This is a genomic window from Pseudoalteromonas sp. 3J6, assembly GCF_903995135.1.
Taxonomy (GTDB): domain Bacteria; phylum Pseudomonadota; class Gammaproteobacteria; order Enterobacterales; family Alteromonadaceae; genus Pseudoalteromonas.
Window position 1 is genome coordinate 388,320 of the sequence record NZ_LR877185.1, and the last position, 25,887, is coordinate 414,206.

Here is a 25,887-nt window from a genome sequence, read left to right on the forward strand (position 1 = left end):
TGCTTCGCTAAGAACTAGGTTAGCATTTAGCCACGTTTTTAATTGCAAAACCCATGAAGAGTAAATTGTGCGAGCAAGGGCTGAGGAGCGTTGCTTTAGTTGCTGGTAAGTATTAAAAGCCTCGTCAAACTGGTGTTGTCTAAATTGTTGTTTAGCTTTAGCAAGTAGCTCATTTTGAGACGCTTTAAGCGCTTTTACAGATGAGTTTTGGATTTCTTTTTTGCTGACAAAAGCTACTTGTTCTGGCCATAATAGATAAGCATTGAGGCTAAGTTAACCAATTAATAGTAAGGTTATTAACTTGGTATAATGGCTCATCTTAAACTCTTAGTTGTATTTTAGTTTATTGAATAAAGTGCGCTAAGTCATGAATCGTCGTAATTTCAATATCAGCCAGCCCTTTATAGGCATAGGCTTGTGCTTGATTATTTAACCATACAGACTGACAGCCAGCATTGTTAGCACCTTGTACATCGCTATCAAGGCTATCACCTATGTGCAAAATATCGCTGTTTTTGATACGTAAATGTGTTGCGGCTTGATCAAATAATGTTGTGTGTGGTTTAGCTTTACCATGCAAGCCTGCTTGTAACACCAGTTCAAACTTATCTTTTAAATTAAATCGCTCAACCTCGACATTACCGTTAGTAATGGCAATCAATTTGTAGTGTTGACTTAGTTTATCAAGCAATATTAGTACGTCTTCACTCACCGTAATATTGCTCCGCTCATCAGCAAATGCTTGATACGCCTTATTTGCATGATGCTCTATTTCATCACCTTTAAAACCTAATTCAGACAACACTAAGCGCAAGGTATGCTTACGCCATTGTGTGACGTCATCAATCAGCTCTGGCTGCTGTAGTGCTGCGAGTTCACGGCATTGCTGCCAAAACTGTGGTCCTTGTTTTTTATAGCCTGGTAGCGCATTTAAATAATCAATTTGCGCCTGAACGGCTGCGGTTATGATAGGGCGGTTATCGTACAAGGTATCGTCTAAGTCAAAACTTAGCACAGAAAAAGGAGAAATTGCGCGATTAAATCGGATCATAGTTGCTGCTCTAATCGGTTCTTTTTTTAGCACGTGGGTGGGTGTTATCGTACACCTTAGCTAAGTGCTGAAAATCTAAATGAGTATAAACTTGGGTTGCAGATAAACTACTGTGGCCTAATAATTCTTGCACTGCTCGTAAATCCCCAGACGACTCTAAAATATGCGACGCAAATGAGTGGCGTAATTTATGTGGATGAACTTGCGAGCTAATACCTTGCTTAATCCCCCATTCTTGCATGCGCAAACGAACTTGGCGTACAGAAATACGATTTTTTTTGCTACTCAAAAATACTGCATGTTCATCTGAGCCCATAAATAGTGGGCGAACTGCTAGCCAATTGTTTAACGCCTCAAGTGCTTTAGAGCCAACCGGTATTAGGCGTTCTTTTGCGCCTTTGCCTCGCACTAATATTTCACCGCTACGAGTGTTTATATCTTGCATGTTAGCGCCAACTAACTCGCTAATGCGTAAACCTGATGAATACATCAGTTCCATCATCGCTTTATCACGCATGGCGAGTGGATCATCATCGGGTATTTCGAGTAAACGAGCCATTTGGTCAACATCAAGGTTTTTAGGTAAAGGTCGCGCAAATTTAGGGCCTTTTATACCCTGTGCTGGATTGTGGTAATGCGCTTGCTCAGTAATATTTTTTGCTTTTAAAAATTTATACAAACTACGTATACAGCTTAATTTTAAGCTGATTGTTCTGCCACTTAATTGTTTTGCCCGCAGTGCCATACTGTAACGACGAATATGCTCACTTTGTACCGCAAACCAATTGTCGCACAGTTTATTAAAATACAAGGCGGCAAAGCCTAATTGGCTGACATACTGATTAACCGTGTGCGCCGAATACTGGCGTTCAAATTTTAAGTAATCACTAAATAATGTAATGGGTGTACGCCAGCTATCGCTTAAGTCGCTTATATTTGGCGCGTTATCGCTCATGCCAGTTCCAGTAACCGTATTTGCAATGAGCGCACAAAATCTAATACAAATAAGTTATCTTGTGAGGGCTCAAAGTGGTTTTCATCGTGGCTGCCAAAAGCCAAAATTGCGTAGGGGTTACTCGGCTCACCAATTAAATAAAGTGCGGTCGATTTGGTATCATTGTTGAAGAGTAAGTCGCGTTCTTGCTGATTTACACGGCCTAAATAATGATTACTATCTGACAGTCTATGCTTTACTAACTCTTCAAAGGCATTATCGTATCTAACGAGTTTGCATTCATTAATAGTCGGGCTCATACAAATAATATTGCGTAAGTTACTGGCCAGTGTATTAAAGTCGTAATTACTCCACAGCTGTCGGTGACATTGGCTAAATAAACGATAAACCAGTTCATTCTGGGTCGCATTTTTGCTCATGCTGTCTATTTGATTTTTTAGCTGTGTATTGTGCTCGCGTAATTGGCGCTGCTGAATATGCACTAATGAAGTAGCACCCTGTACTTGCTGTTGTAACTCAAGTTGCGCTAACAGCTTAGGTTGCTCAATTAAAAAATCAGGATGCTGTTGTAAGTAATCTATTACTTGCTGTTTAGTTAATTCACTCATAGTGCAACTTGCCCATCAAATACATGTTCAGCGGGACCTGTCATACGCACTGGATGGCCCTCGCCACTCCAGCGCACTTGTAAGCTACCGCCGGGTAAATCAACTTGTACTGTACTGGTGAGCTTATTTTGGATAAAACCAATCACCATGGCAGCACACGCGCCGGTACCGCAAGCAAGTGTTTCGCTTACACCACGCTCCCATACTCTGAGTTTAATGTGCTCTTGAGAGATAACCTGCATAAAGCCAATGTTCGCGCGTTGTGGAAAACGCTCATGGTTTTCAAGCAACGGGCCTAGGGTATCCACTTGGGCTGTTTCTATATCGTCTACTTCCATTACGCAATGAGGGTTACCCATAGATACGGCACCACTAAAAACGGTATGCTCTTCTGCGCGAATAATATAAGTCAGCTCACGTTTGGTTGCTTTGAGTGGAATTTTATTTGGCTCAAAATTAGGGTGACCCATATTAACGGTTACTTGACCGTCTTTTTCAATATACAGGGTGAGATTACCAGACTTAGTCGACACGCTGATTTTATGTTTATTGGTTAAGCCTTTCATGCGTACAAAGCGGGCAAAGCAGCGCGCACCGTTACCACATTGTTCTACTTCGTGGCCGTCAGCGTTAAAAATACGATAGTGAAAATCGAGATCGGGTGAGTAAGGGGCTTCAACCATCAGTAGTTGATCAAACCCAATGCCGAAATGGCGATCGGCCAGCTTTTTGATTTGATCACGAGATAAAAAAACGTTTTGTGTAATGTTATCAATCACAACAAAGTCGTTACCTAAGCCGTGCATTTTGGAAAAATTAACTAACATAGCGCTCTAATTCGGTTTTGCTCTGTGCTAATCATGCCACAGAGCAGCTAGTTGGCAAAAACGTTTATGGTAAAACTTTCTCACCTTGGTATAAGCTTTCGATAGTTTCGCGTTCGCGAATAAGGTGATGTTGCTCACCATCGACCATTACTTCGGCAACTCGTGGACGTGAGTTATAATTTGAGCTCATTGTAAAACCATAGGCTCCAGCGCTTCGCTGTACTAACAAATCACCTTGTTTGAGTGCCAGTGGTCGGTCTTTACCTAAAAAGTCACCGGTTTCACACACCGGCCCAACCACGTCATAGTTGTGGGTAGGTGTTTCGTCATCACGCACTGATACAGGAATAATTTTTTGCCATGCTTGATACAGTGATGGGCGTAACATGTCGTTCATACCCGCATCTACAATCGCAAAATACTTGTCTTGATTTTGCTTAATAAACTCAACTTGTGTAACTAAAATACCCGCGTTTGCGGCAATGGCTCGCCCGGGCTCAAAAATCAGTTCTAGGTGACGGTAATTTGCAAGGCGCTGCGTTACTTGTGCTGCATATTCACTTGGGTGTGGAGGTTGTTCGTCGTCGTAGGTTACTCCAAGGCCTCCACCTATATCTAAATGGCTTAGCTCAATACCTGCATTTTTTAATTCATCAATTAATGCCAGTAGTTTATCAAGCGCCTCTAAAAACGGTTTGGTTTGTGTAAGCTGTGAGCCAATATGGCAATCTACGCCAACAATCGTTAAGCCAGGTAATGATGCCGCATGTTGATACACACTTAATGCAGACTCGATTCCAATACCAAACTTATTTTCTTTAAGTCCAGTAGAAATATACGGATGTGTTTTGGCATCAATATCGGGATTAACACGAATAGAAATTGGCGCGTCTAAATTGAGCTCGCAGGCCACTTCAGAAATACGCTCAAGCTCTGAAATTGACTCAACGTTAAAGCATTTAATACCTAATTCTAACGCATAAGCAATTTCGTCAGCCGTTTTAGCAACCCCAGAAAATACCACATTATTTGCAGCGCCTCCGGCTTTTATCACCCGTGCTAATTCGCCTTTTGAGACAATATCAAAACCCGCACCAAGTCGTGCCAATATGTTTAACACCGCAATATTTGAATTTGCTTTAACGGCATAACACACTAGGCTTTTGTGATCTTGAGTCGCATTAGCAAACGCTAAATAATGGCGTTCAAACGTGGCTCTTGAATACACATAACACGGCGTACCATAGTGCTGTGCAATGGTTGCTACGCTGACATCTTCAGCAAATAGTTGGTTGTTTTTATAATTAAAAAAATCCATTTACTGCTCCTGTTGTTGTTCGGCGGGTGTTTGTTTGTTAGGAATGTCAGTTGGCTGGTTTTGTTCAGCAGGCTGTTCGGGTAAGTACAGCGGGCCGCTTTGGCCACAGCCAGCTAATGCACACAACAATACGGTGCTGATTAATAGTTGTTTTAATTGTAAGGTATATGTCGCTTTCATTAGATTAATACGGTTGCTGGCTTTATAATCGCAGAGTAACAGAATATCTAAAAAATGCAGCTATTCGCGGATGATTTTATTCCTGTTACACTAGCTCTATAAACATGCACCCATTATTTAGGCGCCTCGCCTGCAAAGGAAATTAACGATGACTGATCACGAATATCACCAGTTAGCAGAAGCTCTTATGTTCACTATTGAAGAACAAGTTGATGATTGTGAAGCAGATTTAGATTATGAATCGGCTCAAGGTATTTTAGAAATTATTTTTCCAGATCGCAGTAAGATTGTGATTAATAAGCAAGCACCTTTGCACCAAGTATGGGTAGCAACAAAATTTAATGGCCATCATTTTGAAATGCGTGATGGTCAATGGATTGATAACCGCTCGGGTGCAGAGTTTTGGAGCTTCATTAACGAAGCGTCTACACGCCAAGCGGGTCAAGAAATTCAATGGCAATCAACACTATGAGTTTAGGGTTTGTAGAATACCCAGCGCAAAGCACCCATAAAGCCACGGTTATCTGGCTGCATGGCTTAGGTGATTCAGGTGATGGTTTTGCACCTGTTGCCCCGCAGCTCGACTTACCTACTGAGTTAGGGGTGCGTTTTGTTTTTCCTCATGCGCCTATGCAGGCTGTCACTATTAACGGTGGTATGCAAATGCGCTCATGGTACGACATTAAATCTATGGATTTAGATAAACGTGCTGATGAGCAAGGGGTTAGAGAATCAGCAGCCAAAGTTGAGCAACTCATTACACAAGAAATTGCTAACGGCATACCTGCGAGTAAAATTATTTTAGCGGGCTTTTCGCAAGGTGGCGTTGTATCGCTGCATTTAGCACCGCGTTTAGAACAAAAGCTGGCTGGTGTAATGGCGCTGTCAACCTACATGTGTGTGCCACATAAATTGGCAGATGAAGCAAAACAAACACAGTTAAATATATTTATGGCTCATGGTAGCCAAGATGACGTTGTACCGCATAGCGCGGGTAGAAGTGCGTTCGAAGTATTATCAACGCATAACATGGATGTAAGTTGGCAAGAATACCCAATGGGGCATCAGGTTTGTACACAAGAGTTACAAGCTGTGCGCCAATGGTTAATTTCTCGCTTAAGTTAGTTTAGGAGCCGCTGAGGGTCAAAATGAGTCAAAAAATAGTAATAACAGCAAATGTAAAACGTGAACCATCTACTAGCAAACCCAACGTGAGCTATGAGTGGCATTGGCGTCGGATTGTGAGTATTTCTATGTTGGTGATTATGATCTCTGCAGCGGTTATTTACGGCCTGTCTAGCGCCGTGAATGCTGATCAAGGGACGCCGCATCCTAATGAGCAGCTTGATTTTACTGAGCAACAAACAGCAATTGTGTCGCTAAACGATGATATTGCAGCATCAGTAGAGAGTGAAAAAGCCACAGATGCCGATGAGGAGCCGGTGAGCAGTGTCAAGATTGCAGACCCTAAAACCTTTTCCTCAGTTGAGCAAAAACCAGCTTCTATTACTGAACAGGTACCATCGGAGCCTGAAGTTCAACAAAGTATTATTAAGCAAGAAGTAGAGCCAACGATCACTGCTGAGCCTGAAGAAGCAACCATTGCAGCAATAGCCACTCAAGACCCTGAAGTTGAGACTGTTAGTGCAAAGCCAGTTGAGCAAAAGAAATTTGCTGCATCCGCACACATTGCTAGTGTAGCTGTGGGAGCCAAAATAGATACAGCCACAATTAGCCGTGCAGTTCTGACTCGCAGTGTCAGTAACCGTGAGCCAACCAATGTATTTGCCGCCGATGTGCGTTTGAATCAATTTGAAGAGTCGCTGTCATTTTTTAGTGAGCTTAAAAACTTACAGGGACAGCAGGTAAAACATGTGTGGTTATTTGAAGGTGAAATAATGGCTGAAGTGGCACTTAAGGTTACTTCTCCGCGTTACAGAACGTACTCAACTAAAAATATTATGGATACTCAATTAGGGCATTGGCGCGTTGATGTAGTTGATGAAAACGGGCTGCTCATCGCTCAAAAAGAATTTAGAGTTTTAGCAAATTAAATAGCCTTAGATTGAATAAGTTTTCATTCTAAAAGCTAGTAATTATTAATGGATATTTTATGACTGAAAAAACAAAGTTAGTTCGCATTGCCACTCGTAAAAGTGCATTGGCACTCTGGCAGGCTGAATTTGTAAAAGCGCAGCTAGAGCACTTTCATGATGACGTGCGTGTAGAGCTCGTGCCAATGTCGACTCAAGGTGACATTATTTTAGATACACCACTAGCTAAAATTGGCGGCAAAGGTTTATTTGTAAAAGAGTTAGAGCAAGCCATGTTAGATGGCCGTGCAGATATTGCAGTGCATTCAATGAAAGATGTGCCGGTAGAATTTCCGGATGATTTAGAGTTACACACTATTTGTGAGCGTGAAGATCCGCGTGATGCGTTTGTATCAAATAACTTTGCCAATATTGATGCGCTACCACAAGGCGCTATTGTGGGGACTTCAAGTTTACGTCGCCAGTGTCAAATTAGAGCGATGCGTCCGGATTTAGAAATTCGCGACTTACGTGGCAATGTAAATACACGTTTAGCTAAGCTTGATAGCGGCCAATACGATGCCATTATACTCGCAGCTGCAGGACTAATTCGTTTAGAGATGGGCGAGCGTATTCGTGACTTTATTGAACCAGAAGTCTCGTTACCTGCTAATGGCCAAGGCGCTGTAGGCATTGAGTGTCGTATAGACGATAGCGTGACAAAAGCATTATTGGCTCCACTTGAGCATAACGAAACACGTATTCGTGTTAACGCTGAGCGCGCAATGAACCGCCATTTAGAAGGGGGTTGCCAAGTGCCAATTGGTGCTTATGCACTGGTTGATGGTAACCAAGTACATTTACGTGGTTTGGTCGGTGCGATTGATGGCAGTGAAATTTTACGCGATGAAATTAGCGGTCACGTTGATGATGCTGAAAAGCTAGGTATAGAGCTGGCTAAAAAACTATTAGCACAAGGCGCAGATAAAATTCTGGCTGACGTATATCGAGACGCATAATGAAACATATCTTGATAACTCGGCCCGAAGGAAAAGGCGCAGCCCTTGCACAGCAACTTGAGCAAGCGGGTTATCAAGCGTCTTTATATCCTGTTTTAAAAATAACCTACTTAACGCCAACAAATGTTGAATTAAGCCCGCTGGTAAACGCCGACAAAATTATTTTTGTTTCACAGGATGCGGTGCATGCATTAAATGCACTTAAGCCTGCTATTAATACCAAAGCACAGTTTTATGGGGTAGGCCAACAAACAGCCGATACCATTTATGAAGTATTTGGTGTGCGCGCGGCTTTGCCAAAACAACATGACTCTGAAGGGTTACTCGCACTTAAGTCTTTGGCTGATGTTGACGGCAGTAATATTGTGTTAGTAAAAGGGATTGGCGGGCGACCTGAAATAGCAAAAACCTTGAAGCAACGAGGTGCTCATTTAAATAATTGTGTGGTGTATCAACGTAAACCAGTAGAGCCTAGCTCAGCTAACTGGATAGACCACTGGCAAAGCCAGAATGTACACGGTATAGTCATTACAAGTAATGCTGCAGTTGACGCCATATTTAATACTATTTCAGCGGCGCAACTAACATGGTTACAACAGTGCGAGTTTTATGTTGCCAGTGAGCGGATTGGTGCTTATTTACAACAACAAAAAATAAATTCGACCCATATACACACTGCGGCAGGAGCTAGCGACCAGGCTATGTTTACCTGCATTAATCAGCAAGGTAGCAAAATGAGTGAACAGTCAGCGACGTCAAAAGTAGAAAAAGAAGCGAAGCCAACAGCAAAGAACACCTCAAATACGACTAAAAGTGAGTCTACAAAAGTGAATAACCAAACGCAAAATATTCCTCAAAAAGTAAGTAAAGTAGGTAGCGTTGCGTTAGTGATTTCCTTGCTTGTTGCCAGTGGTGTGGGTTATGAATTTTATCAAAAGCTTAATGCCGGTAAAGTGCAAAATTTAGCGGTTAATGCATTAACAGAGCAAAATAAGATATTGCAGCAAGAGCTGCAAACGCTTAAGTCTGAGCAACTCAGTTTGCAACAAGCGTTGCTTAATAGCGAAGAGCAAATCGCTATGGCACTCAATGAGAACTCTGTAAAAAATCAACAAGTATTAAAAGCCGCACTGCAAAAGGTACAACAAAGTGGTAATACATTAAATCCACAAGAGGTCACCAGCTTGCAACGCATGGCTGAATTTAAACTGTGGGCAGAACAAGATTACCTAGGCACAAGTGCCGTGCTTAAACGTTTAGACTCATTATTAAGCGATCATCCAGGTACGCTTGAGTTACGCCAAGCAATTACACAAGACATACAAACACTCGACAATATTAAACCCGTTGCGACAGAAGCGATTTATTTACAATTAAACAGCGTAATAAAGCGTATTGATGACTTGGTATTTAATGCGGTTAATTTGCCTGAAGAGGCGAGTATAAGTGATGAGAATGCACTCTCTGAAGATGTTAGTGATTGGCAACAAAACATTCGTAATAGTTGGAATAAAATAGTCGATAGCTTTATTACTATTCGCCATCATGAAGGCGTATTAATTGAGCCACTATTAACTGACCGAGAGCGTCATTTAATTACCCAGCGCATCAAGCTTAATATTACTCAGGCGCAAGACGCATTAATGGGTAAACAAGCTAGTATTTATTTTAACGCTTTGAATGATACAAAACGTTTGGTTAATGAATACTTTAAACAAGATGACGATGCAACAAAAGTGGTAATACAGACGTTAGCCAATCTTGAAAAAGAATCGCTTAACTTTAACCCTCAAGTAACACTGCAAAGCACTCAAAAAGTGAAGGAGTGGGCACAATGATAGGGCTGATTATTTTTATTGTCGCTATTGTGTTGGTGCTAGCGATTACTCCCTTTGTGTTAGATGAAAAAGGCTATGTGCTGATTTCATTTAACAATACCACCATAGAGGGGACGATTGTTTCATTTTGTATAATGGCAGCACTGAGTACGGCAGCTTTGTATTTAACTTACAAGCTAGTGCGTTATTGTTTATCTATATACAGAAACACTAAGCATGGTTTTTTTGCGCGAAGCCAAGAGCGTAAACATGCGGCTATAGAGCAAGCATTATGGAGTCTCATTAATGATGATTACGAACAAGTAGAAAGTGCGCTATCAAGTAATAGTGTGCCTGCTAAATTTACCGATATACGTTTAGCGTTATTAGCAAAAACCGCACTGGCAAATAACCAGCCTGATAAAGCGCTTGAACGTTTGTTTGAAATCAGCCCGGAGCAACAACTTAAAGTGGCTAAGTTATGGTTAGCTAGTGGCGACAGCAGTGTAATTGAACCGCAAATACGGGTGGCAGCAGAATCTAAAAAAGCCACGGTACTTGATTTGAAGTTGTACACCGAAGTTTTAGTGCAGCAACAGCATTTTAAATTACTTGAAGATTTTTTACCGCGTTTATTGCGCAAAAACGCCTTGAATGATACCCAGTGGCAGCAAGTGTTTTTAGCTTATTTTGCTGCACAAGCAAATGATGAGTTAACCGCTAAATATCAACATTTAGGTAAAAAGTTGCAGGCGCATGCGCATACGGCTTATTTAACTCAAATGGCTAAAGTAGGGCAATTAGCAAGCATCGAAAATGAGCTAGTTAAATTACTCAAGCAAAAACAGCATGAACAACTGGCTCACATTTTAAGTGAAGCTGCACCAAGTAATGCTTATAAGTTGCAATCAAGCATTCAAGAGCGACTGAAAAAAGATGAGCATAATAATGCGTTACTATTAGCGTTAGCGTGTTTAGCTAATGCGCAAGGTGATTATGACTTAGCCGCACGTGTTTTTGACAAAGCACTCAATAGCGAAAATAAAGCACAGTACCGACAACAAGCGATATTAAGTTATAAACACAGTGCACAATTAGATAAGGCACTTGTACTCTACCAATAATCAATTATAGTTATAAATCAATAATAAAAGCGCAGGAGCGACGGTTGTGAAAAATGTATTTACATTATCTTTTAGCCTCGCATGCGCTTATTTCTTTAGCGGTTACCTGAGTAATTTTTTATTCGCCGTTAATGGTTATGCGGTTGCCTCTTGGCCTCCAGCCGGTATTGCGCTGGCAAGCTTTTTACTATGGAGGCGCCGTGCTTATGCGGGGATTTTTGCAGGCGCAGCGTTTGTTAATTTAATTCACTTAGACAATGCTGCTGATATTTTAAATTGGCAAGTCTTATTGCAAGCTATTACCGTCAGCTGTGCTGTTTTTTTTCAGGCGTGGCTAGGTGCATTCCTCATTATCAGAGTCATTAAAGTCCCCCTTAATTTATCTTCTCTTAGACTTAGTATTCAAAGCTTGGTGATTGGTGGGCCACTATGTTGTGTAATAGCGGCAGGTGTTGGAACCAGCCTACTTTTTTTCAATAATATAATTAGCCCACCTGCTGCGCTTAGTACCTTTATTACCTGGTGGATAGGTGACTCAATTGGCGTACTTGTTTTTACTCCATTGGTATTGGCCATATTTAACTATTCGCAGTTACGTCATCGGCTACAGGTTATTTTGCCTGCGTTACTTATTTACGCCATTATTAGCGTTAGCTTTTATGGCGCAGCCAGTGTAAAAAAACAAAAAGACATTCAAAAGCAAGAAGATAAAGTGTTGATGGCACAAAGTGCCATTAATCAAAAGTTAGATGAAGTGGCTGCTCATCTATCTTTGTTAGGTGCATTTTTAGCAAGTAGTGATCAGGTTATTCTCGATGAGTTTAATCATTTTACCTCTAAGCAGTTGAGCTACAATGAAGAAATTTTAGCGTTAAATTGGGTGCCAATGATCACAGCTAATTCTATTAACGAACCTGCCCAATGGGACAAAAGTGTCGTTATAAAGCAAAGGATGGCGAATGGTCAATGGCAACCCGCGCTCTTTAGCAATACTTATTACCCCATAAAATATATTTACCCCATAAAGAATATGCAAGATCTGCTGGGCTTTGATTTGAACTCTGATTTACATGTTCGTGATGCACTCAATAAAGCAAAAACTCTTAATGAGCTGGTATTGAGTGAGCCATTTAAGCTAGCCCCTGCAGACGAGGAATTAAGCGTGCTTTTTATTTCTCCTGTCTTTGGTGCTCCTGATATTGAAGGTGACTTTAAAGGGTTTGTAATTGCCTTGGTGAGTTTAGCTAAGTTGTCTGAGGCACTTTCGTTTGATAGCGGTAATGAAGTTGCGATTGGTTTTACTGATATCAATAAAGCAGATAATAAACAGGCTCTTTATAGCGTTGAGCATGACTCAATGACGTTGCTAAAAGATTATCAGTTGTTAATTGGCCATAGGTTGTGGCAAGTAGAAATATACCAACCTAAAACGCAATCAACCTGGCTAATTTATTGGCTAGCACAGATAGTAGGTATGCTATTTGTTTGGCTATTGATTATGTTTTTAATTTCAGTGGTCGCCACCAATGTTCGTATACGCGAACAAGTTGCAAAGCAAACACTAACTTTGCGTCAGGAAAAGCAGAAAGCGGATGAAGCCAGTGAGATAAAAAGTCAGTTTTTAGCTAATATGAGCCACGAAATTCGTACCCCAATTAACGGTATTAAAGGCATGCATTACTTAGCACTGCAACAGCAGGACTGGTCATTAGCAAAAACTTACATAGAGCAAGCTGACGGTGCGGTCAGTGTCTTATTGAGAGTGCTAAATGATGTGCTCGATTTTTCAAAAATGGAAGCGGGCAAGCTTGAGTTAGTACAAGAGTCTGTAGAGTTAAAGTTATTGGCAAAAGAAGTTATGAGTTTAATGCATTTTGAAGTTAGTAATAAGCCCTTGTCACTACAAGTTGAGGTTGATAATGATGCTCCTTTAGTTGTTAATACCGATCCTATTCGTTTAAAGCAGGTGCTGCTGAACTTATTAAATAATGCCGTTAAGTTTACTGCTAAGGGTAGTATCACATTAAAGATTTGGCAGTCAGCAAAAATGACTTATTTTAGTGTCAATGATACGGGGATTGGAATTAGTGAGGAGGCACAAAAACAGCTATTTAACCCATTCTCTCAGGCTGATAGTTCAACCTCACGCCAGTTTGGTGGCACAGGGCTTGGTTTAAGTATTTGTAAAAAATTAGTAGAGCTGATGGGAGGATCAATTGATTTAAAAAGTAGTGAGGGTCACGGCTCTACTTTTACCTTTAGTTTACCGCTCCATTCTCCGCTACCTAAAGCACAATATTATTCAGGTAAGTTAGATAAAATAGATATAAGCAACCTATCACTGGCGAAGTATCGCTTACTACTCGTTGAAGACAACCCATTAAATCAACATGTGGCCACCGCTATTTTAGAAACCAAGCAGGGTGTTGTAGATATTGCTAATAACGGACTTGAAGCGATTAAAATGCTAAGCGATAAAAGATACGACTTAGTATTAATGGATATTCAAATGCCACAAATGGATGGCTTAAAAGCAACAAAAGTGATTCGTAATGAGTTAGGCTTTTTAGATTTACCTATTATTGGCCTATCTGCTAATGCGCACGAAGAAGATGCTAAAAAAGCGATTAACGTCGGAATGGATAACTATATAACTAAACCTATTGATGCAGATGCACTGTTTAAAATGATTTGGTTTTATTTATCACGTTAACTCTTTTTATATAAAAAGCAGACATAAGACCTCCAAGCGCTATTTTAAGTATTCTACACTTGAAATATTACTGTACCTGCGTATCATTCGCGCAATTTTAATTCAACCGAGTAGCTATTATGATCAATAGAAAAATACCTTTGCTAGATATTCACCGTCATTTAGATGGTAATGTACGCGCGCAAACCATACTAGAACTTGGTCGTCAGTTTAATATCGCTTTACCAGCGGACAATGTTGAAGCACTTATTCCCCATGTTCAGGTTATTGATCCTGAGCCAAACTTAATGGCATTTTTACAAAAGCTTGACTGGGGAGTGACGGTACTAGGTGATTACGATGCCTGTAGACGTATTGCGATAGAAAACATTGAAGATGCACAAGCGCAGGGTCTTGATTACGTAGAGCTGCGTTTTAGTCCTTATTATATGGCTCAAAGCCAAGGGTTACACCCTCAAGGGGTTGTTGAAGCAGTGGTTGATGGTATCCGTAGTGCAACAAAAGATACTGATATAAAAGCAAACTTAATTGGTATTTTGTCTCGTACATACGGAGTTAAAACCTGTCAGCACGAGTTGGACGCGTTACTTGCCTTTAAAAATGATTTGGTTGCAGTGGATTTGGCTGGTGATGAGATTGGTTATCCTGGCGAGTTGTTTGTTGATCATTTTAAGCAAGTACGTGATGCGTATTTGGCTGTTACCGTGCATGCTGGTGAAGCGTTAGGTGCGCCAAGTATTTGGCAAGCATTAAACGAGCTTGGCGCAAGCAGAATAGGCCATGGTGTTAAAGCGATTGAAGATCCAAAACTAATGGATTATTTACGCGATAACCGCATTGGTATTGAATCGTGCTTAACCAGTAACATTCAAACCAGTACAGTGAATGATTTAACCAAACACCCACTTAAACAGTTTTTAGATCATGGTATTTTAGCCTGTCTTAACACGGATGACCCGGCTGTTGAAGGCATTGAAATTGAATACGAATATGCAGTGGCAGCACCAAAAGCAGGTTTGTCACAAGCTGATATGGAAAAAGCGCAAGCGAATGCGCTGGAAATTGCCTATTTAAGTGACGCTGATAAAAATGCACTTAAAGCTAAAGTCGCGCAGCGTTAAATTGTCTATATAATTAAAAATGCCACTGTTTACAGTGGCATTTTTTTATATGTGCGCATTACAACTAACGTAATTATTATAAAGTGCTTTTAATATATCGGCACGGCTGATCATACCTACCACTACACCGCCATCGATCACGGGGTAATTTTTAGGTTTACCAGGCTTCATTTGTTCTGCTAATTCCATAATATTGGTATCGCCGTGCACGGTTACCACATCTGTTTGCATCAACTGCGATACTTTCACCATACCATCACAAAAATAACTACTTTGCATTAAGGGTTTGAGTAATTCTTGCTCTGAGATAAAGCCAACGAGCACCTTATTATCATCAAATACCGGCGCGCCTAGTAGTTTAAATTTTTCTAGCTCTGCTATGGCAGTGGTCATTTCTGTATTAGGGGTGATATGAGGCAACTTATGTTGCATAAAATCTTTTACTTTTGTATTTAACATTTAGGTTTCTCCCGCTTAATGTTCTGTACAAAGTATGGTTTATAGATTGGATTTTAGGAAATTGTTTATGTTGATGAGCTTAATAGGTAATAACAATCACAGTGCTAGCAATTAAAACAATTAAAACAATTAAGGCACCCTAAGGTGCCTTAAACTGGTGTTACTTTATGAACGCGAATGCATCTGCGTACATGTTTTCACGAGTGGCGCCATGATTTATAAAATCATCACGTACTATGCCAATCATGTCAAAACGACCTGCCATGTAAATATCGTAAGGTTCTAACGAGATGATATCGTTCATCACCGCTTTATGAACATAACCAGTGTGGCCAGTCCAGCTGTCGGTAGGATGCTCTACGACAGGAATAAATTTAAAGTTTTCACGGCTATCTGCCCATGCTTGCATTTCGGTATGTGCATACAGCGCCGACTCTTCTTTTACGCCCCAGTAAAATAGCACCGGGCGCTCACAGTTGATTTCAGCTAAATGCTCGGCCATTGACTTTGCGTAAGAAAAACCAGTACCGCCGGCGAGTAAAATAATTGGACGCTCGCACTGCAAACGCAGCTGAGAAATACCTAAACCTGCTTCAATAGTTACGGTTTGGTTCTCGTTGTGGGCACTGCGAAGGTGTTCTAATGATTGCATCGCGTAAGAGTCTGCGTTTGATGCGCCAATGTGTAATTCTAATGCATCAGTTTGTGAGGGGCGACTCGCGATTGAAAACGCACGTTTATCTTTTTCACCTAAAACCAACTGTAAATATTGACCAGCTTCAAATGCTACAGGCTGTTGCGGCTTTAAAATAACTTTATGAACAAATTCTGTTAGTGGGCTGATAGAAACAACTTCAGCGAGTAATGTTTGCATGTTTTACCTTAAATTAGCGGATACGCACTTTATTTGAGCAATAATAGCATATCCGCAGGGTGAGTTTATAGCCTAGAGGCCCTAGACCAAAGTCGTTAAAGAATATCTAAGCTATCCCAAAGCTCATCAACTCGATCCTTAGTGGCTTGATCCATTACAATAGGTTCGCCCCATTCTCGAGTTGTTTCACCAGGCCATTTATTTGTTGCATCCATACCCATTTTTGAACCTAGGCCAGATACGGGCGATGCAAAATCTAAATAATCAATTGGTGTGTTTTCAATTAACGTCGTGTCGCGCGCAGGGTCCATACGAGTAGTGATAGCCCAAATTACATCGTTCCAATCTCTAGCGTTAATATCATCATCACAGACAATAACAAACTTAGTGTACATAAATTGTCGTAGGAATGACCAAACCCCCATCATTACGCGCTTGGCGTGACCTGGATATTGTTTTTTCATTGTTACCACGGCCATACGGTACGAACAACCTTCTGGCGGTAAATAAAAATCGACAATTTCTGGAAATTGCTTTTGTAAGATTGGTACGAATACTTCGTTTAATGCCACCCCTAAAATAGCCGGCTCATCCGGTGGACGGCCAGTAAAAGTACTATGATAAATAGGGTCTTTACGATGTGTAATATGAGTGACCGTCATAACTGGGAAGTCGTCGACTTCGTTGTAGTAGCCTGTGTGGTCGCCATATGGACCTTCCGGCGCCATCTCTCCAGGCATAATATGCCCTTCAAGTACGATTTCTGCACTGGCTGGTACTTGTAAATCATTCGAGATTGACTTAACTACTTCAGTTTTACTACCACGTAGTAAACCGGCAAAGGCATATTCGCTTAACGTATCTGGAACGGGGGTAACAGCGCCTAAAATAGTCGCAGGATCTGCACCTAATGCCACCGAAACAGGGTAGGGCTGACCAGGATGTTCTTTACACCACTCTTGAAAATCAAGCGCGCCACCGCGATGAGATAACCAACGCATAATGATTTTATTTTTACCCAATAGCTGTTGACGGTAAATCCCTAAATTTTGGCGCTTTTTGTGAGGCCCTTTGGTAACGGTTAAACCCCAAGTAATCAAAGGTGCAGCATCGCCAGGCCAGCAGTGCTGAATAGGAAGCTTAGTTAAGTCAACGTCGTCACCTTGTAAAATAACTTGTTGGCAGGGGGCTTTTTTAACTTCTTTAGCCGGCATATTAAGTACTTGCTTGAATACCGGAATTTGTCCGAGCGCTTCTTTAATGCCTTTTGGCGGCTCAGGTTCTTTTAGAAATGCGAGTAATTTTCCTACTTCACGTAATTCACTCACATCTTCTTGGCCCATACCCATAGCTACACGCTTAGGGGTACCAAACAAGTTAGCTAAAACGGGAATGTCGTACCCTTTAGGGTTTTCAAATAATAAAGCAGGGCCTTCGGCACGCAGTGTGCGGTCAGCAATTTCGGTCATCTCAAGATACGGGTCGATTTCTTGTCTGATGCGTTTTAACTCGCCTCGCTTCTCAAGTAAATCGATAAAATCGCGCAGATCTTTGTATTTCATTGTGGGCCGTTACTTAGCAAAAAGTTAAAAGTATTATACCCAGTTCATACAAGCCAAGTCATTAGCTGCGCTTAAAACTTAAAGCGCTCTACTGCACCTTTTAATGAGTGTGCAAGTTGGTTAACGTCTTCACTTTCGCTTGCTAGGGTCGTTGCATTGTTGGCATTTAAGGTGGCCTGCTCGGTTACCTTAGCCATTATTTGTTGAATATCGGTGCTGTTTGCCAGTTGTTCATGTGAGGCACTTGCAATCTCTTTACTCATAGCATTAACCGATACCAGCGTGCTCTTAATACGCTCAACAGCATTATTTAGTTCAGTACTGTTTTCAACGCAATGCTTAGCCTGTTGTTGCCCATCATTTATTTCAGTTTGAGTGGTTTGAGTATGCTGCTGTAGAGTGTTAATCATGGTGGTAATTTCGCTTGTAGAGCTTTGTGTGCGAGCTGCAAGCGAGCGTACTTCATCTGCTACTACGGCAAATCCGCGGCCATGCTCACCAGCACGTGCAGCTTCAATTGCGGCATTAAGTGCCAGTAAATTAGTTTGCTCTGCAATACTGCTAATGGTATCAACAATGGCACCAATTAGTTGCGTATACTGGGCTAGTTCTTCTGTACTGCTTACTGCTTTATCTAAGCGATTTAAAAGTGCTTCAATGCTTTGGCTATTATTATTTGCAATGTCGTTAACGTCATTGGCAAATTGCGAGGCATTAGTAATTTCATTAGAGGTGCTTTGCGCTTGTTCGTATACGGCTTGAGAACTTTGCAACATTTGCTGTGCTAATGAGGTTGCTTGTGCACTACGTTCTAGCTGTTGCTTAGCAACAATAGTCATTTGCTGGCCTTTTTCGCTGGTTTGAATAGCTGAATTATCTAGTTCGTAAGCATCGTTACTAATGGCTTTTATTAAGTGAGTTAAATCATCACAAAGCTTATTAGTGTTATGCATCAGAGTACCAAATTCATCTTTACTGCGGGGATTGCTACGCTTAGAAAAGTCACCTGAGGCTATGTGAGCAAGTTCTTTGTTTACCTTTTTAAGCGGTTTTAGCATGGCGTTAGTAGTAAAAACTGAAATAATAATCAGCAAAGCAATTAAAACAAACGCAATAATAATCACTAAACTAGAGCCGGTATTAATCGCTGACTTAGCGCTCTCTTGTAGGGAGTTAAAGCGTATGTCAGCCAGTTTATTAAGCTCAATCAGTTGACTTTCAATACTAATAAATGCCTGTTGAAAGCTTTCAAACCGCTGATCAACTTTATCTTTATTATTGAGCACAGCATTTTGCAATGCATACAGCCCATCAGGATTATTTAATAAGCTGCTTAAATCGTTAAACGCTGTAATTAGCTCATTAGCGTTGAGTTTATTAGCAATTGGGGCGGCTTGTTGCTCTAAGTAGCTAAGATTAGATTTAATATTATCGAGTAAAAAAGAGGTATCTTGCTGATGATCGTTTATATTTTCTGAAGTTGTTATTTGCCCAATCCCTTTGACATTATTATTTAAAGTAAATAATAAATCATCAACACGAGTCGCAGTGCCAAATACTGCATTCAAAAGTGATTGCTGGTTGCTTTCAACGTTTATGAGCTCTATATCAAGCAAGCGGTTACTGAGTTCACGAAGCTGTTCATTAAACGTAATTGTTAGTGCTGCGGCTGAGCTTTGCGCCTTAAATCGTTGCTCTTTTGCTGCAAGCATTTGGTTGCTTATTGTATTTAGCTGGGCGAAGTCTTTGTTAATAGCTGTAAGAAGTGTTTGCATACCTTGCTGCTGGGCAACTTGTGCTTTTAGTGTTTCTAATTTACTAAAAAACTGCGTTTGTTCAGCGTGTGCCTGCTTTTTATTTTCCAGCAGTAAATTAAGTTTAGTTTGGCTATAAGCAATGGCATTAAATTTAGTGATAGAAAGGAGTGATAAACGAAGGTCTTTACTGGCTTGTTGTACAGGCACTGCCAACGCTTCTATACGTGTGTTAGTGATACTAATTTGATTTAGCGACCAGTAAAAAAATATGCAGCTAGTAAGCATTAACAAGCCAATGGCTGAAAAGGCTAAAATTATTTTATGTTTTATAGCGAGAGATTGCATAACTTTATCAACAATATTAAGACTTTTGTTAGTGTAGCAAGTTTTTTAATTTGATGTTAGTTATTGGTTAATTGCTGCTGCATTGGTATTTTTTGCCGTTAATTATTAGCATTGCTTGCTCTCCTTTACTCCAAAATAACACCTCTTGATTAATGTATTTACTGCCTGAAGCACTCACCTCATGATTCAATATGTAATCATGATCATAAAAGCTCAGCTTTGCTTGCTTGTTGCTAATAATATCAAGTTTTGCAGGTGCGTTATCGCAAACATAGTTATTTGTAACTGGCTGCTTATTGCATGCAGTCAAAGCTATTAGAGCAATAATAACGATAGCGTGTTTCATTGGCTGTGCCTTATTGAGTCCCTTGTTTAATTAAGAGCTTAACAAAGCTAAATTAACCGTTGGTGAAAATATAGCTTTACGTTATGTTTAAGATCTTATTTTTAGTTAGGAAATTTCATGGCTGGCAGCAACCTTTTAACATTACTGGATGATATAACGACTTTGCTGGATGATATTGCGACCATGAGTAAAGTTGCGACAAAGAAAACAGCCGGAGTACTTGGTGATGATTTGGCACTTAATGCTCAGCAAGTTACTGGGGTTACTGCTGATAGGGAGCTGCCCGTTGTATGGGCAGTGGCAAAGGGGTCGTTTTTAAATAAAGCCATATTAGTCCCTGCTGCGTTATTAATTAGTGTGTGGTTGCCTTGGCTAATTACCCCACTTTTAATGATAGGTGGCTTATTTTTATGTTTTGAAGGCGCAGAAAAAATATTTTTACCTCATCATGCAGAAGCAACAGAAGGTGCTGAAAATTTAGACCTGGCAGAGTATGAAAAACAAAAAGTTAAAGGCGCCATTCGTACTGATTTTATTCTTTCCGCTGAAATTATTGTTATTACATTAGGCACGGTCGCAGGGGCGACATTAATCAATCAGGCGCTGGTATTGAGTGTGATTGCCATCATTATGACGATTGGTGTTTATGGACTGGTAGCAGGGATTGTAAAGCTTGATGATGCAGGTTTATATTTACTTAATCAATCCAAACTCTCCGCAAGTAAGTTTAAAGAATTACTCGGTAAAGCCTTATTAGCTGCAGCCCCACGGTTAATGCAGTTTTTAGCCTTTGCGGGCACGGTGGCGATGTTTTTAGTGGGTGGTGGAATTTTAGTACACGCAATTGAGCTTTTGCATCATACCCAAGTGGATGTAACTCATTATGCGCAGTCGGTTGCTGGTAGCACAGGAGAAATACTAGCCCCTTTAGTATTTGACGGACTGTTAGGAATAGGTGCTGGTTTGGTTATTGTGATTGCGCATGTCGCTTATACTAAGTTATTTAAAGCAAATAAGTAGCGCGGTGGTAACGCTACTTTATTTTATTCGCACTGAGTTGTTTTGCATAGTTGCTCAAGTTCGTATATAGCTTTGCTATTGCCTTGAGCAATGGCTTTTTTATACCAATAAATCGCCTGCTGAATGTTCTTTTTTGTACCTTGTCCATCACGATACATCTGAGCAAGATTTAGTTGACCCCATTGTGAGCCTGAGTTTGCTGCTAGGTTAAAGCTTTCAAGCGCTTCGTTATATTGCTTATCTTTATAGTAAATAATCCCTTGCTGATTATTTTCATCAAGTTTTAAGCCTTTATAAAGAGGTTTAGGTTTAGGTGGAAACATCACAAACCCGCCATAAAGTGAATATGCTTGTGGGCGTAGCACGTCAAATATAATGTCATCTTCGTATAAACGTTTTATCTCATTACGAGGCAGGGTAATAGTTTGAGAAGAAAAGTAATCTCTTTGTACCAATAAACTTGCACGCATCGCTGTGGTAATGGCACTAGTGCGCTTATAGCTGTAATTACTCACCTGAAACGTTATAAATTGTTCATCAAAGCTGAGTACTTGCGCAACTTTTAAATTAGTGAGTGTCCATGGTTCGTGAGTGAATTTATCGGCTTTGACTAAATAGGTATCATAAGCTTTTGGGGAGGTTAAATAGCTTTGTTTTAGTGCTTCAGTGTTGAGGTGCTTTTGATAAAAAAATAACGCCCCCCATAGTAATAAAATTAATCCAATACAGTATTTTGGTAGGCTAAGCTTCTCAAACAGAGGTAACGTCTTAATATTGATAGCCTCACTATGTCCGCATTGATAGCACTCGCGTTTATAACTTAACTTTATCGGAAATATAGGAAAAATGGTAAAGCGTAAAAAGCGGCTTTGATTAACTAAGTGATAGCTGTTGCTGTTGCAGCCAGGGCAGCACTGAACGTGTGTAAAATGAGGAAATGACTGGCTAGTATTGAAAAGCAACATAATAAGGCTCCTTGTTAATTTACAACTTTAGAGCAAGTGATAAATTAGTAAAGCAGCAAACTGTAAGTAATTATGTCATAAAGGATTGGTTTATAAAGCCCATACTTTTTGATATGGGCTATATAAAGAATGAGCTTAGAAGCTAAATTGTGCGGCTAAACGCACACTTGTGCCTTCACCTACGGTAACGTTATTTAAACCGCCACCGGCTAGGTAGTTTTTATCGAATAAGTTCTCAATGTTTAAACGTAAGTTAATATCTTTGTTACTTAAGTTAAGCTTGTAGGTTGCGCCAATATCAACACGAGTATAACCCTCTTTTGTTACGGTGTTAGCATTATCAGCAAAACGTTCACCCTCATAAAAAGCACCGGCATTCAAAGCAACAGCGTCATTGAGTTCATAACGTGTCCATAAAGAGGCAGACCATTTTGGTGCATCAGTTGGGCGTTTGCCCTCTAATTCTTCATCACGCTCATAGTTAGCATCTAAATACATGGTTGATGCCATAACAAATAAACGGTCAGTTGCAGCACCTTGAGCTGCAAGCTCAAAGCCTTTATGGCGTTGCTCACCTGCCTGCGTGGTGATGCTGGTTATATCACCGATAGGGTTAACCAGCTCTTCGCTCACTAAGGTGCCTGTTTTGCTAATATCAAATAAGGCACCGCTAAGCATTAATCGATCATCAAACAGTTGCCATTTTACCCCAATTTCCTTTTGCTCAGAGGTAATAGCATCGAGCTTCATACCGTTATTAACATCTTTTTCATTTACTAATGTTTCGTTTTGCGGCTCAAATCCTTCTGAGTAACTTGCATAAACAGTTGCAGAGGCATGAGGGTGGTAAAGTACGCCGACCTTAGGTACGAACGATTCGTTATTGCTGTTTTCTCTACTTTGTTTATCGTAACGACCACCTAGCGATACTTGCCATTCTGGTGAGAATGAAATTAAATCTTGGATATAAATCCCGTAATAGTCGTAAGCAGACGAGCTAATAGTGTCATCTGATTTGTAACTAATATTAGGGCGATTAGGCTCATTTTGACCGGCAGAAAAATTAATCGTATCAGCAGATGTGCGTAATTGGCCGTAGTAATAATCCAGTGAGTTAGCACCTACAAGTAATTGATGATGTACACCCAAGGTTTCAAATTCGCCAATGAAGTCAATAAAAGCAGTTTTAAACTGCCAATCATCAAAGCGATCGTAAGGACGTGACTGGTAACTATCACCTTCGATAAAGTCACTTGGCTTACGTGGTGCTGACTCAAAGCGCTGACGTTCAAACGTTTGCTCATTGTAGCCTAAATTAACTTGCCAGTTATCGGTTAAAAATACTTTGAAATCAATACCCATGTTTTCAACAGTAATGTCGGTAAAGGCCCATGACATATCACGAATTGTTTTGTCATCACCAATAATGTTGGCATCATTATCTATCCAAGCGCCAGTATCTAAGCCTGCTTCGTCATCAGTGCGATCATAATGAACACGTACTAGGGCATTATCGCTAATATCGTAATCAACCACTAAGGCACCTAAGAAGCGATCGCGTTCGCGGTTATCACCATTTTGGTATTCTCGCCAGTATTCAACATCTTGTTTTACTAATACACCACGGGCACGTAAATCTTCAGCCTCGGTGAGTGCGCCGCCAGCATCAAGCATAAAGCGAGTTGAACCATGTTGGTCAACATCGGCACTGGCACTAAATAGCGTTTGTGCAGTTGGCTTTTTAGTTACCATGTTAACTAGGCCTCCGGGGCCTGATTGCCCATACAAAATACTTGAAGGGCCTTTAATAACTTCTACTTGCTCTAAAATTTCAATGGGTTGTTGGTAATGAGACCAATGCTGGTGGCCATCACGCAGGTAGCCGGTTGATGAGCTTAATTGAAAACCACGTAAGTTAAATACTTCTCTGTTTCGTTGTTTAGACCCTGCAGTTAAACTAGCATCATTGGTCAATACTTCACCAAGAGTGGTTGCTAGTTGCTCATTAACGATTGTGTCAGTGATTACGGTAACTGACTGTGCGGTATCGAGTAATGAGGTTGAGGTTCTCATTGCCCCACTGGCATTATCTACTTTGTAGTCGTTGAAGTAGCTACCTTTAACTTCAATGCGTTCTATATTTGCGGTGTTGGCAAATGCATTTGCAGAGGTGCTGGCTAAAAGTGCAATAAAAAGAGGGTTAAGTTTCATTAGTGGCTTCCGGCTTAGAATTATTAGAGTAGTAAAACGCCGCAGATCTTAATGAAAACAACTATCATTTGCAATATCTTTATTGCAACTTTTAATCGTACGTTGCTAATGGTTGCTAATTGTTAATTCTGCTATTATTAGCCGCATATTAATTGAGACTTTTCTCAAGTTATTTTTTGCTATGGAATTTACTGTGACTGCAACTGCTTTTTCATCGTTGGCCTTACCTTCAGGGTTAGTTGATAATTTATCAACGCTTGGCTACACCCAAATGACGCCTGTACAGGCGCAAAGCCTACCGCCTGTTTTAAGTGGCAAAGATATTATTGCCCAAGCCAAAACAGGCTCAGGTAAAACAGCGGCATTTAGTTTAGGCGTTTTAGCCAAGCTAAATGTAAAACGCTTTCGTATTCAGTCGCTAGTATTATGCCCAACTCGTGAGCTTGCAGAGCAAGTGGCGGTTGAGATGCGTAAACTAGCGCGTGGTATTCATAACATTAAGATTTTAACTTTGTGTGGTGGGGTTTCAATTGGGCCGCAAATTGGTTCACTCGAACATGGTGCACATATTATTGTGGGTACACCGGGGCGAGTTGACGATCATATTCGTAAAGGTACATTGCGTTTAGATGATGTTGAAACCCTGGTACTTGATGAAGCCGACCAAATGCTTGATATGGGTTTTCAAGACACTCTCGATGCCATAATTGATCGCATTCCAACCAATCGTCAAACGTTGTTATTTAGTGCTACTTTTCCAAAATCAATCGAAGCTATTGCTAAGCGTGTACTTAGTAACCCAGAAATGATTAAAGTAGAAGAGCAGCAAGAAAAAAGCACGATTAAGCAATACTTCTACAAAATGGATAATAATAAACAGCGTTATCCAACGCTTAAGCTGTTACTTCTTAAATTTACCCCGCAAAGCTGTGTGGTTTTTTGTAATACCAAGGTTGAAACGCAGCAAGTATGTGATGATTTAGCCGATGAAGGCTTTAGTGCGGTGGCACTGCATGGTGATTTAGAGCAGCGTGACCGTGAGCGTACACTGATTCATTTTGCGAATAAGAGTGCGTCTATTTTAGTGGCTACTGATGTAGCTGCACGAGGCTTAGATATTGATGATATGGACATGGTAATTAACTATCACTTAGCTCACGATCCACAAACTCATGTACATCGTGTTGGCCGTACCGGACGAGCAGGTAAAAAAGGGATTGCATGTTCTATTTATGGTGAGGCAGAGCAATTTAAAGTGGCTCAAATTGGCGACCATTACGAGCGTGACTTTAATCCTGAGCCAATGCCATCTTATAACCTATTAGATAAGCCGCCATACAAACCTGAAATGGTGACGCTGATGATAGATGCAGGCAAAAAGCAAAAAGTGCGCGCGGGTGATATTTTAGGCGCATTAACCGGAAAAGACGGTGTTGCTGGGCGCCAAGTTGGTAAAATCAACGTACTTGATAACGTGGCATTTGTTGCGGTAGAGCGTAACTCATCTAAACCAGCGTTACGCAAATTAACCGAAGGTAATATTAAAGGACGTAAAATTCGTGCTCGTCGGCTAACGCGTTAA

At 40.6% G+C, this 25,887-nt stretch carries 23 protein-coding genes; 10 read left to right on the forward strand and 13 right to left on the reverse strand.

The window, feature by feature from the left end; all coding sequences use genetic code 11:
• Nucleotides 1–343 precede the first annotated feature (343 nt).
• From P3J6_RS01820 to lptM, 6 genes are all read right to left on the reverse strand, one after another.
• Nucleotides 344–1,051: an HAD-IA family hydrolase gene (locus P3J6_RS01820; protein ID WP_198522078.1), complete on the reverse strand. Its 708-nt coding sequence runs from the start codon at nucleotides 1,049–1,051 to the stop codon at nucleotides 344–346.
• A 10-nt stretch (nucleotides 1,052–1,061) separates the two neighbouring features.
• Nucleotides 1,062–2,006 (reverse strand): tyrosine recombinase XerC, encoded by a 945-nt coding sequence (locus tag P3J6_RS01825; protein WP_198522079.1) that lies wholly within the window; start codon nucleotides 2,004–2,006, stop codon nucleotides 1,062–1,064.
• Complete coding sequence (locus P3J6_RS01830; RefSeq protein WP_198522080.1) at nucleotides 2,003–2,614, reverse strand: DUF484 family protein; 612 nt, start codon at nucleotides 2,612–2,614, stop codon at nucleotides 2,003–2,005. Before P3J6_RS01830 ends, P3J6_RS01825 begins: the two co-directional genes overlap by 4 nt.
• Nucleotides 2,611–3,441, reverse strand: a complete 831-nt coding sequence (gene dapF, locus P3J6_RS01835; RefSeq protein WP_008109029.1) for a diaminopimelate epimerase — start codon at nucleotides 3,439–3,441, stop codon at nucleotides 2,611–2,613. The genes P3J6_RS01830 and dapF overlap by 4 nt, the downstream gene beginning before the upstream one ends.
• A gap of 64 nt (nucleotides 3,442–3,505) precedes the next feature.
• A complete protein-coding gene (lysA, locus tag P3J6_RS01840) occupies nucleotides 3,506–4,759 on the reverse strand; it encodes a diaminopimelate decarboxylase (RefSeq protein WP_198522081.1) in 1,254 nt (417 codons plus the stop codon).
• Nucleotides 4,760–4,939 (reverse strand): LPS translocon maturation chaperone LptM, encoded by a 180-nt coding sequence (gene lptM / locus P3J6_RS01845; RefSeq protein ID WP_010392638.1) that lies wholly within the window; start codon nucleotides 4,937–4,939, stop codon nucleotides 4,760–4,762. It abuts the gene before it with no gap.
• Between the two features lie 148 nt (nucleotides 4,940–5,087).
• On the opposite strand from lptM, the gene cyaY reads away from it, so the two are divergent.
• The 8 genes from cyaY (at nucleotide 5,088) to add (ending at nucleotide 14,766) form a co-directional block, all read left to right on the forward strand.
• Nucleotides 5,088–5,411 (forward strand): iron donor protein CyaY, encoded by a 324-nt coding sequence (gene cyaY, locus P3J6_RS01850; RefSeq protein ID WP_138605435.1) that lies wholly within the window; start codon nucleotides 5,088–5,090, stop codon nucleotides 5,409–5,411.
• Nucleotides 5,408–6,064, forward strand: coding sequence for an alpha/beta hydrolase (locus P3J6_RS01855; RefSeq protein ID WP_198523767.1), 657 nt, complete (start codon nucleotides 5,408–5,410; stop codon nucleotides 6,062–6,064). Before cyaY ends, P3J6_RS01855 begins: the two co-directional genes overlap by 4 nt.
• A gap of 23 nt (nucleotides 6,065–6,087) precedes the next feature.
• Nucleotides 6,088–6,993: a DUF2914 domain-containing protein gene (locus P3J6_RS01860; protein WP_198522082.1), complete on the forward strand. Its 906-nt coding sequence runs from the start codon at nucleotides 6,088–6,090 to the stop codon at nucleotides 6,991–6,993.
• Nucleotides 6,994–7,052: 59 nt separating this feature from the next.
• A complete protein-coding gene (hemC, locus tag P3J6_RS01865) occupies nucleotides 7,053–7,991 on the forward strand; it encodes a hydroxymethylbilane synthase (protein ID WP_178954538.1) in 939 nt (312 codons plus the stop codon).
• Nucleotides 7,991–9,829, forward strand: a complete 1,839-nt coding sequence (locus P3J6_RS01870; RefSeq protein WP_198522083.1) for a uroporphyrinogen-III synthase — start codon at nucleotides 7,991–7,993, stop codon at nucleotides 9,827–9,829. The genes hemC and P3J6_RS01870 overlap by 1 nt, the downstream gene beginning before the upstream one ends.
• Nucleotides 9,826–10,932 (forward strand): heme biosynthesis HemY N-terminal domain-containing protein, encoded by a 1,107-nt coding sequence (locus P3J6_RS01875; RefSeq protein WP_138605427.1) that lies wholly within the window; start codon nucleotides 9,826–9,828, stop codon nucleotides 10,930–10,932. Before P3J6_RS01870 ends, P3J6_RS01875 begins: the two co-directional genes overlap by 4 nt.
• 46 nt (nucleotides 10,933–10,978) lie before the next feature.
• Complete coding sequence (locus P3J6_RS01880; RefSeq protein WP_198522084.1) at nucleotides 10,979–13,645, forward strand: ATP-binding protein; 2,667 nt, start codon at nucleotides 10,979–10,981, stop codon at nucleotides 13,643–13,645.
• A 119-nt stretch (nucleotides 13,646–13,764) separates the two neighbouring features.
• Nucleotides 13,765–14,766, forward strand: coding sequence for an adenosine deaminase (gene add / locus P3J6_RS01885; RefSeq protein ID WP_010392653.1), 1,002 nt, complete (start codon nucleotides 13,765–13,767; stop codon nucleotides 14,764–14,766).
• 45 nt (nucleotides 14,767–14,811) lie between these two features.
• Here the strand turns inward: add and P3J6_RS01890 are convergent, their stop codons facing one another.
• The 5 genes from P3J6_RS01890 to P3J6_RS01910 form a co-directional block, all read right to left on the reverse strand.
• The gene (locus tag P3J6_RS01890) at nucleotides 14,812–15,225 is read right to left on the reverse strand and encodes a CBS domain-containing protein (RefSeq protein WP_054202871.1); all 414 of its coding nucleotides are present in this window, start codon (nucleotides 15,223–15,225) and stop codon (nucleotides 14,812–14,814) included.
• A gap of 160 nt (nucleotides 15,226–15,385) precedes the next feature.
• Entirely contained in the window at nucleotides 15,386–16,099 is a 714-nt protein-coding gene (gene fre / locus P3J6_RS01895) for an NAD(P)H-flavin reductase (RefSeq protein WP_010392658.1), read from the reverse strand.
• 95 nt (nucleotides 16,100–16,194) lie between these two features.
• Nucleotides 16,195–17,661, reverse strand: a complete 1,467-nt coding sequence (gene ubiD / locus P3J6_RS01900; RefSeq protein WP_198522085.1) for a 4-hydroxy-3-polyprenylbenzoate decarboxylase — start codon at nucleotides 17,659–17,661, stop codon at nucleotides 16,195–16,197.
• Nucleotides 17,662–17,732: 71 nt separating this feature from the next.
• Complete coding sequence (locus P3J6_RS01905) at nucleotides 17,733–19,763, reverse strand: methyl-accepting chemotaxis protein (RefSeq protein WP_198522086.1); 2,031 nt, start codon at nucleotides 19,761–19,763, stop codon at nucleotides 17,733–17,735.
• Between the two features lie 67 nt (nucleotides 19,764–19,830).
• The gene (locus tag P3J6_RS01910) at nucleotides 19,831–20,109 is read right to left on the reverse strand and encodes an MliC family protein (RefSeq protein WP_010392663.1); all 279 of its coding nucleotides are present in this window, start codon (nucleotides 20,107–20,109) and stop codon (nucleotides 19,831–19,833) included.
• Nucleotides 20,110–20,226: 117 nt separating this feature from the next.
• Between P3J6_RS01910 and P3J6_RS01915 the strand changes: the two genes are divergently transcribed.
• Nucleotides 20,227–21,129 carry a DUF808 domain-containing protein gene (locus tag P3J6_RS01915; RefSeq protein ID WP_138605413.1) on the forward strand — a complete coding sequence of 301 codons (903 nt, stop codon included), beginning with the start codon at nucleotides 20,227–20,229 and terminating at the stop codon, nucleotides 21,127–21,129.
• 23 nt (nucleotides 21,130–21,152) lie between these two features.
• On the opposite strand, the gene P3J6_RS01920 is transcribed toward P3J6_RS01915, so the two are convergent.
• A complete protein-coding gene (locus tag P3J6_RS01920) occupies nucleotides 21,153–22,094 on the reverse strand; it encodes a tetratricopeptide repeat protein (RefSeq protein WP_198522087.1) in 942 nt (313 codons plus the stop codon).
• Between the two features lie 135 nt (nucleotides 22,095–22,229).
• Nucleotides 22,230–24,305, reverse strand: a complete 2,076-nt coding sequence (locus P3J6_RS01925) for a TonB-dependent siderophore receptor (protein ID WP_198522088.1) — start codon at nucleotides 24,303–24,305, stop codon at nucleotides 22,230–22,232.
• Nucleotides 24,306–24,498: 193 nt separating this feature from the next.
• On the opposite strand from P3J6_RS01925, the gene dbpA reads away from it, so the two are divergent.
• Entirely contained in the window at nucleotides 24,499–25,887 is a 1,389-nt protein-coding gene (gene dbpA / locus P3J6_RS01930) for an ATP-dependent RNA helicase DbpA (protein ID WP_171039590.1), read from the forward strand.

Excerpts from the sequence above, each read along its gene's own strand:
- P3J6_RS01820 (WP_198522078.1), bottom strand. The coding sequence starts at position 1,051 with ATGATCCGATTTAATCGCGCAATTTCTCCTTTTTCTGTGCTAAGTTTT.
- P3J6_RS01825 (WP_198522079.1), bottom strand. The coding sequence starts at position 2,006 with ATGAGCGATAACGCGCCAAATATAAGCGACTTAAGCGATAGCTGGCGT.
- P3J6_RS01830 (WP_198522080.1), bottom strand. The coding sequence starts at position 2,614 with ATGAGTGAATTAACTAAACAGCAAGTAATAGATTACTTACAACAGCAT.
- dapF (WP_008109029.1), bottom strand. The coding sequence starts at position 3,441 with ATGTTAGTTAATTTTTCCAAAATGCACGGCTTAGGTAACGACTTTGTT.
- lysA (WP_198522081.1), bottom strand. The coding sequence starts at position 4,759 with ATGGATTTTTTTAATTATAAAAACAACCAACTATTTGCTGAAGATGTC.
- lptM (WP_010392638.1), bottom strand. The coding sequence starts at position 4,939 with ATGAAAGCGACATATACCTTACAATTAAAACAACTATTAATCAGCACC.
- cyaY (WP_138605435.1), top strand. The coding sequence starts at position 5,088 with ATGACTGATCACGAATATCACCAGTTAGCAGAAGCTCTTATGTTCACT.
- P3J6_RS01855 (WP_198523767.1), top strand. The coding sequence starts at position 5,408 with ATGAGTTTAGGGTTTGTAGAATACCCAGCGCAAAGCACCCATAAAGCC.
- P3J6_RS01860 (WP_198522082.1), top strand. The coding sequence starts at position 6,088 with ATGAGTCAAAAAATAGTAATAACAGCAAATGTAAAACGTGAACCATCT.
- hemC (WP_178954538.1), top strand. The coding sequence starts at position 7,053 with ATGACTGAAAAAACAAAGTTAGTTCGCATTGCCACTCGTAAAAGTGCA.
- P3J6_RS01870 (WP_198522083.1), top strand. The coding sequence starts at position 7,991 with ATGAAACATATCTTGATAACTCGGCCCGAAGGAAAAGGCGCAGCCCTT.
- P3J6_RS01875 (WP_138605427.1), top strand. The coding sequence starts at position 9,826 with ATGATAGGGCTGATTATTTTTATTGTCGCTATTGTGTTGGTGCTAGCG.
- add (WP_010392653.1), top strand. The coding sequence starts at position 13,765 with ATGATCAATAGAAAAATACCTTTGCTAGATATTCACCGTCATTTAGAT.
- P3J6_RS01890 (WP_054202871.1), bottom strand. The coding sequence starts at position 15,225 with ATGTTAAATACAAAAGTAAAAGATTTTATGCAACATAAGTTGCCTCAT.
- fre (WP_010392658.1), bottom strand. The coding sequence starts at position 16,099 with ATGCAAACATTACTCGCTGAAGTTGTTTCTATCAGCCCACTAACAGAA.
- ubiD (WP_198522085.1), bottom strand. The coding sequence starts at position 17,661 with ATGAAATACAAAGATCTGCGCGATTTTATCGATTTACTTGAGAAGCGA.
- P3J6_RS01905 (WP_198522086.1), bottom strand. The coding sequence starts at position 19,763 with ATGCAATCTCTCGCTATAAAACATAAAATAATTTTAGCCTTTTCAGCC.
- P3J6_RS01910 (WP_010392663.1), bottom strand. The coding sequence starts at position 20,109 with ATGAAACACGCTATCGTTATTATTGCTCTAATAGCTTTGACTGCATGC.
- P3J6_RS01915 (WP_138605413.1), top strand. The coding sequence starts at position 20,227 with ATGGCTGGCAGCAACCTTTTAACATTACTGGATGATATAACGACTTTG.
- P3J6_RS01920 (WP_198522087.1), bottom strand. The coding sequence starts at position 22,094 with ATGTTGCTTTTCAATACTAGCCAGTCATTTCCTCATTTTACACACGTT.
- P3J6_RS01925 (WP_198522088.1), bottom strand. The coding sequence starts at position 24,305 with ATGAAACTTAACCCTCTTTTTATTGCACTTTTAGCCAGCACCTCTGCA.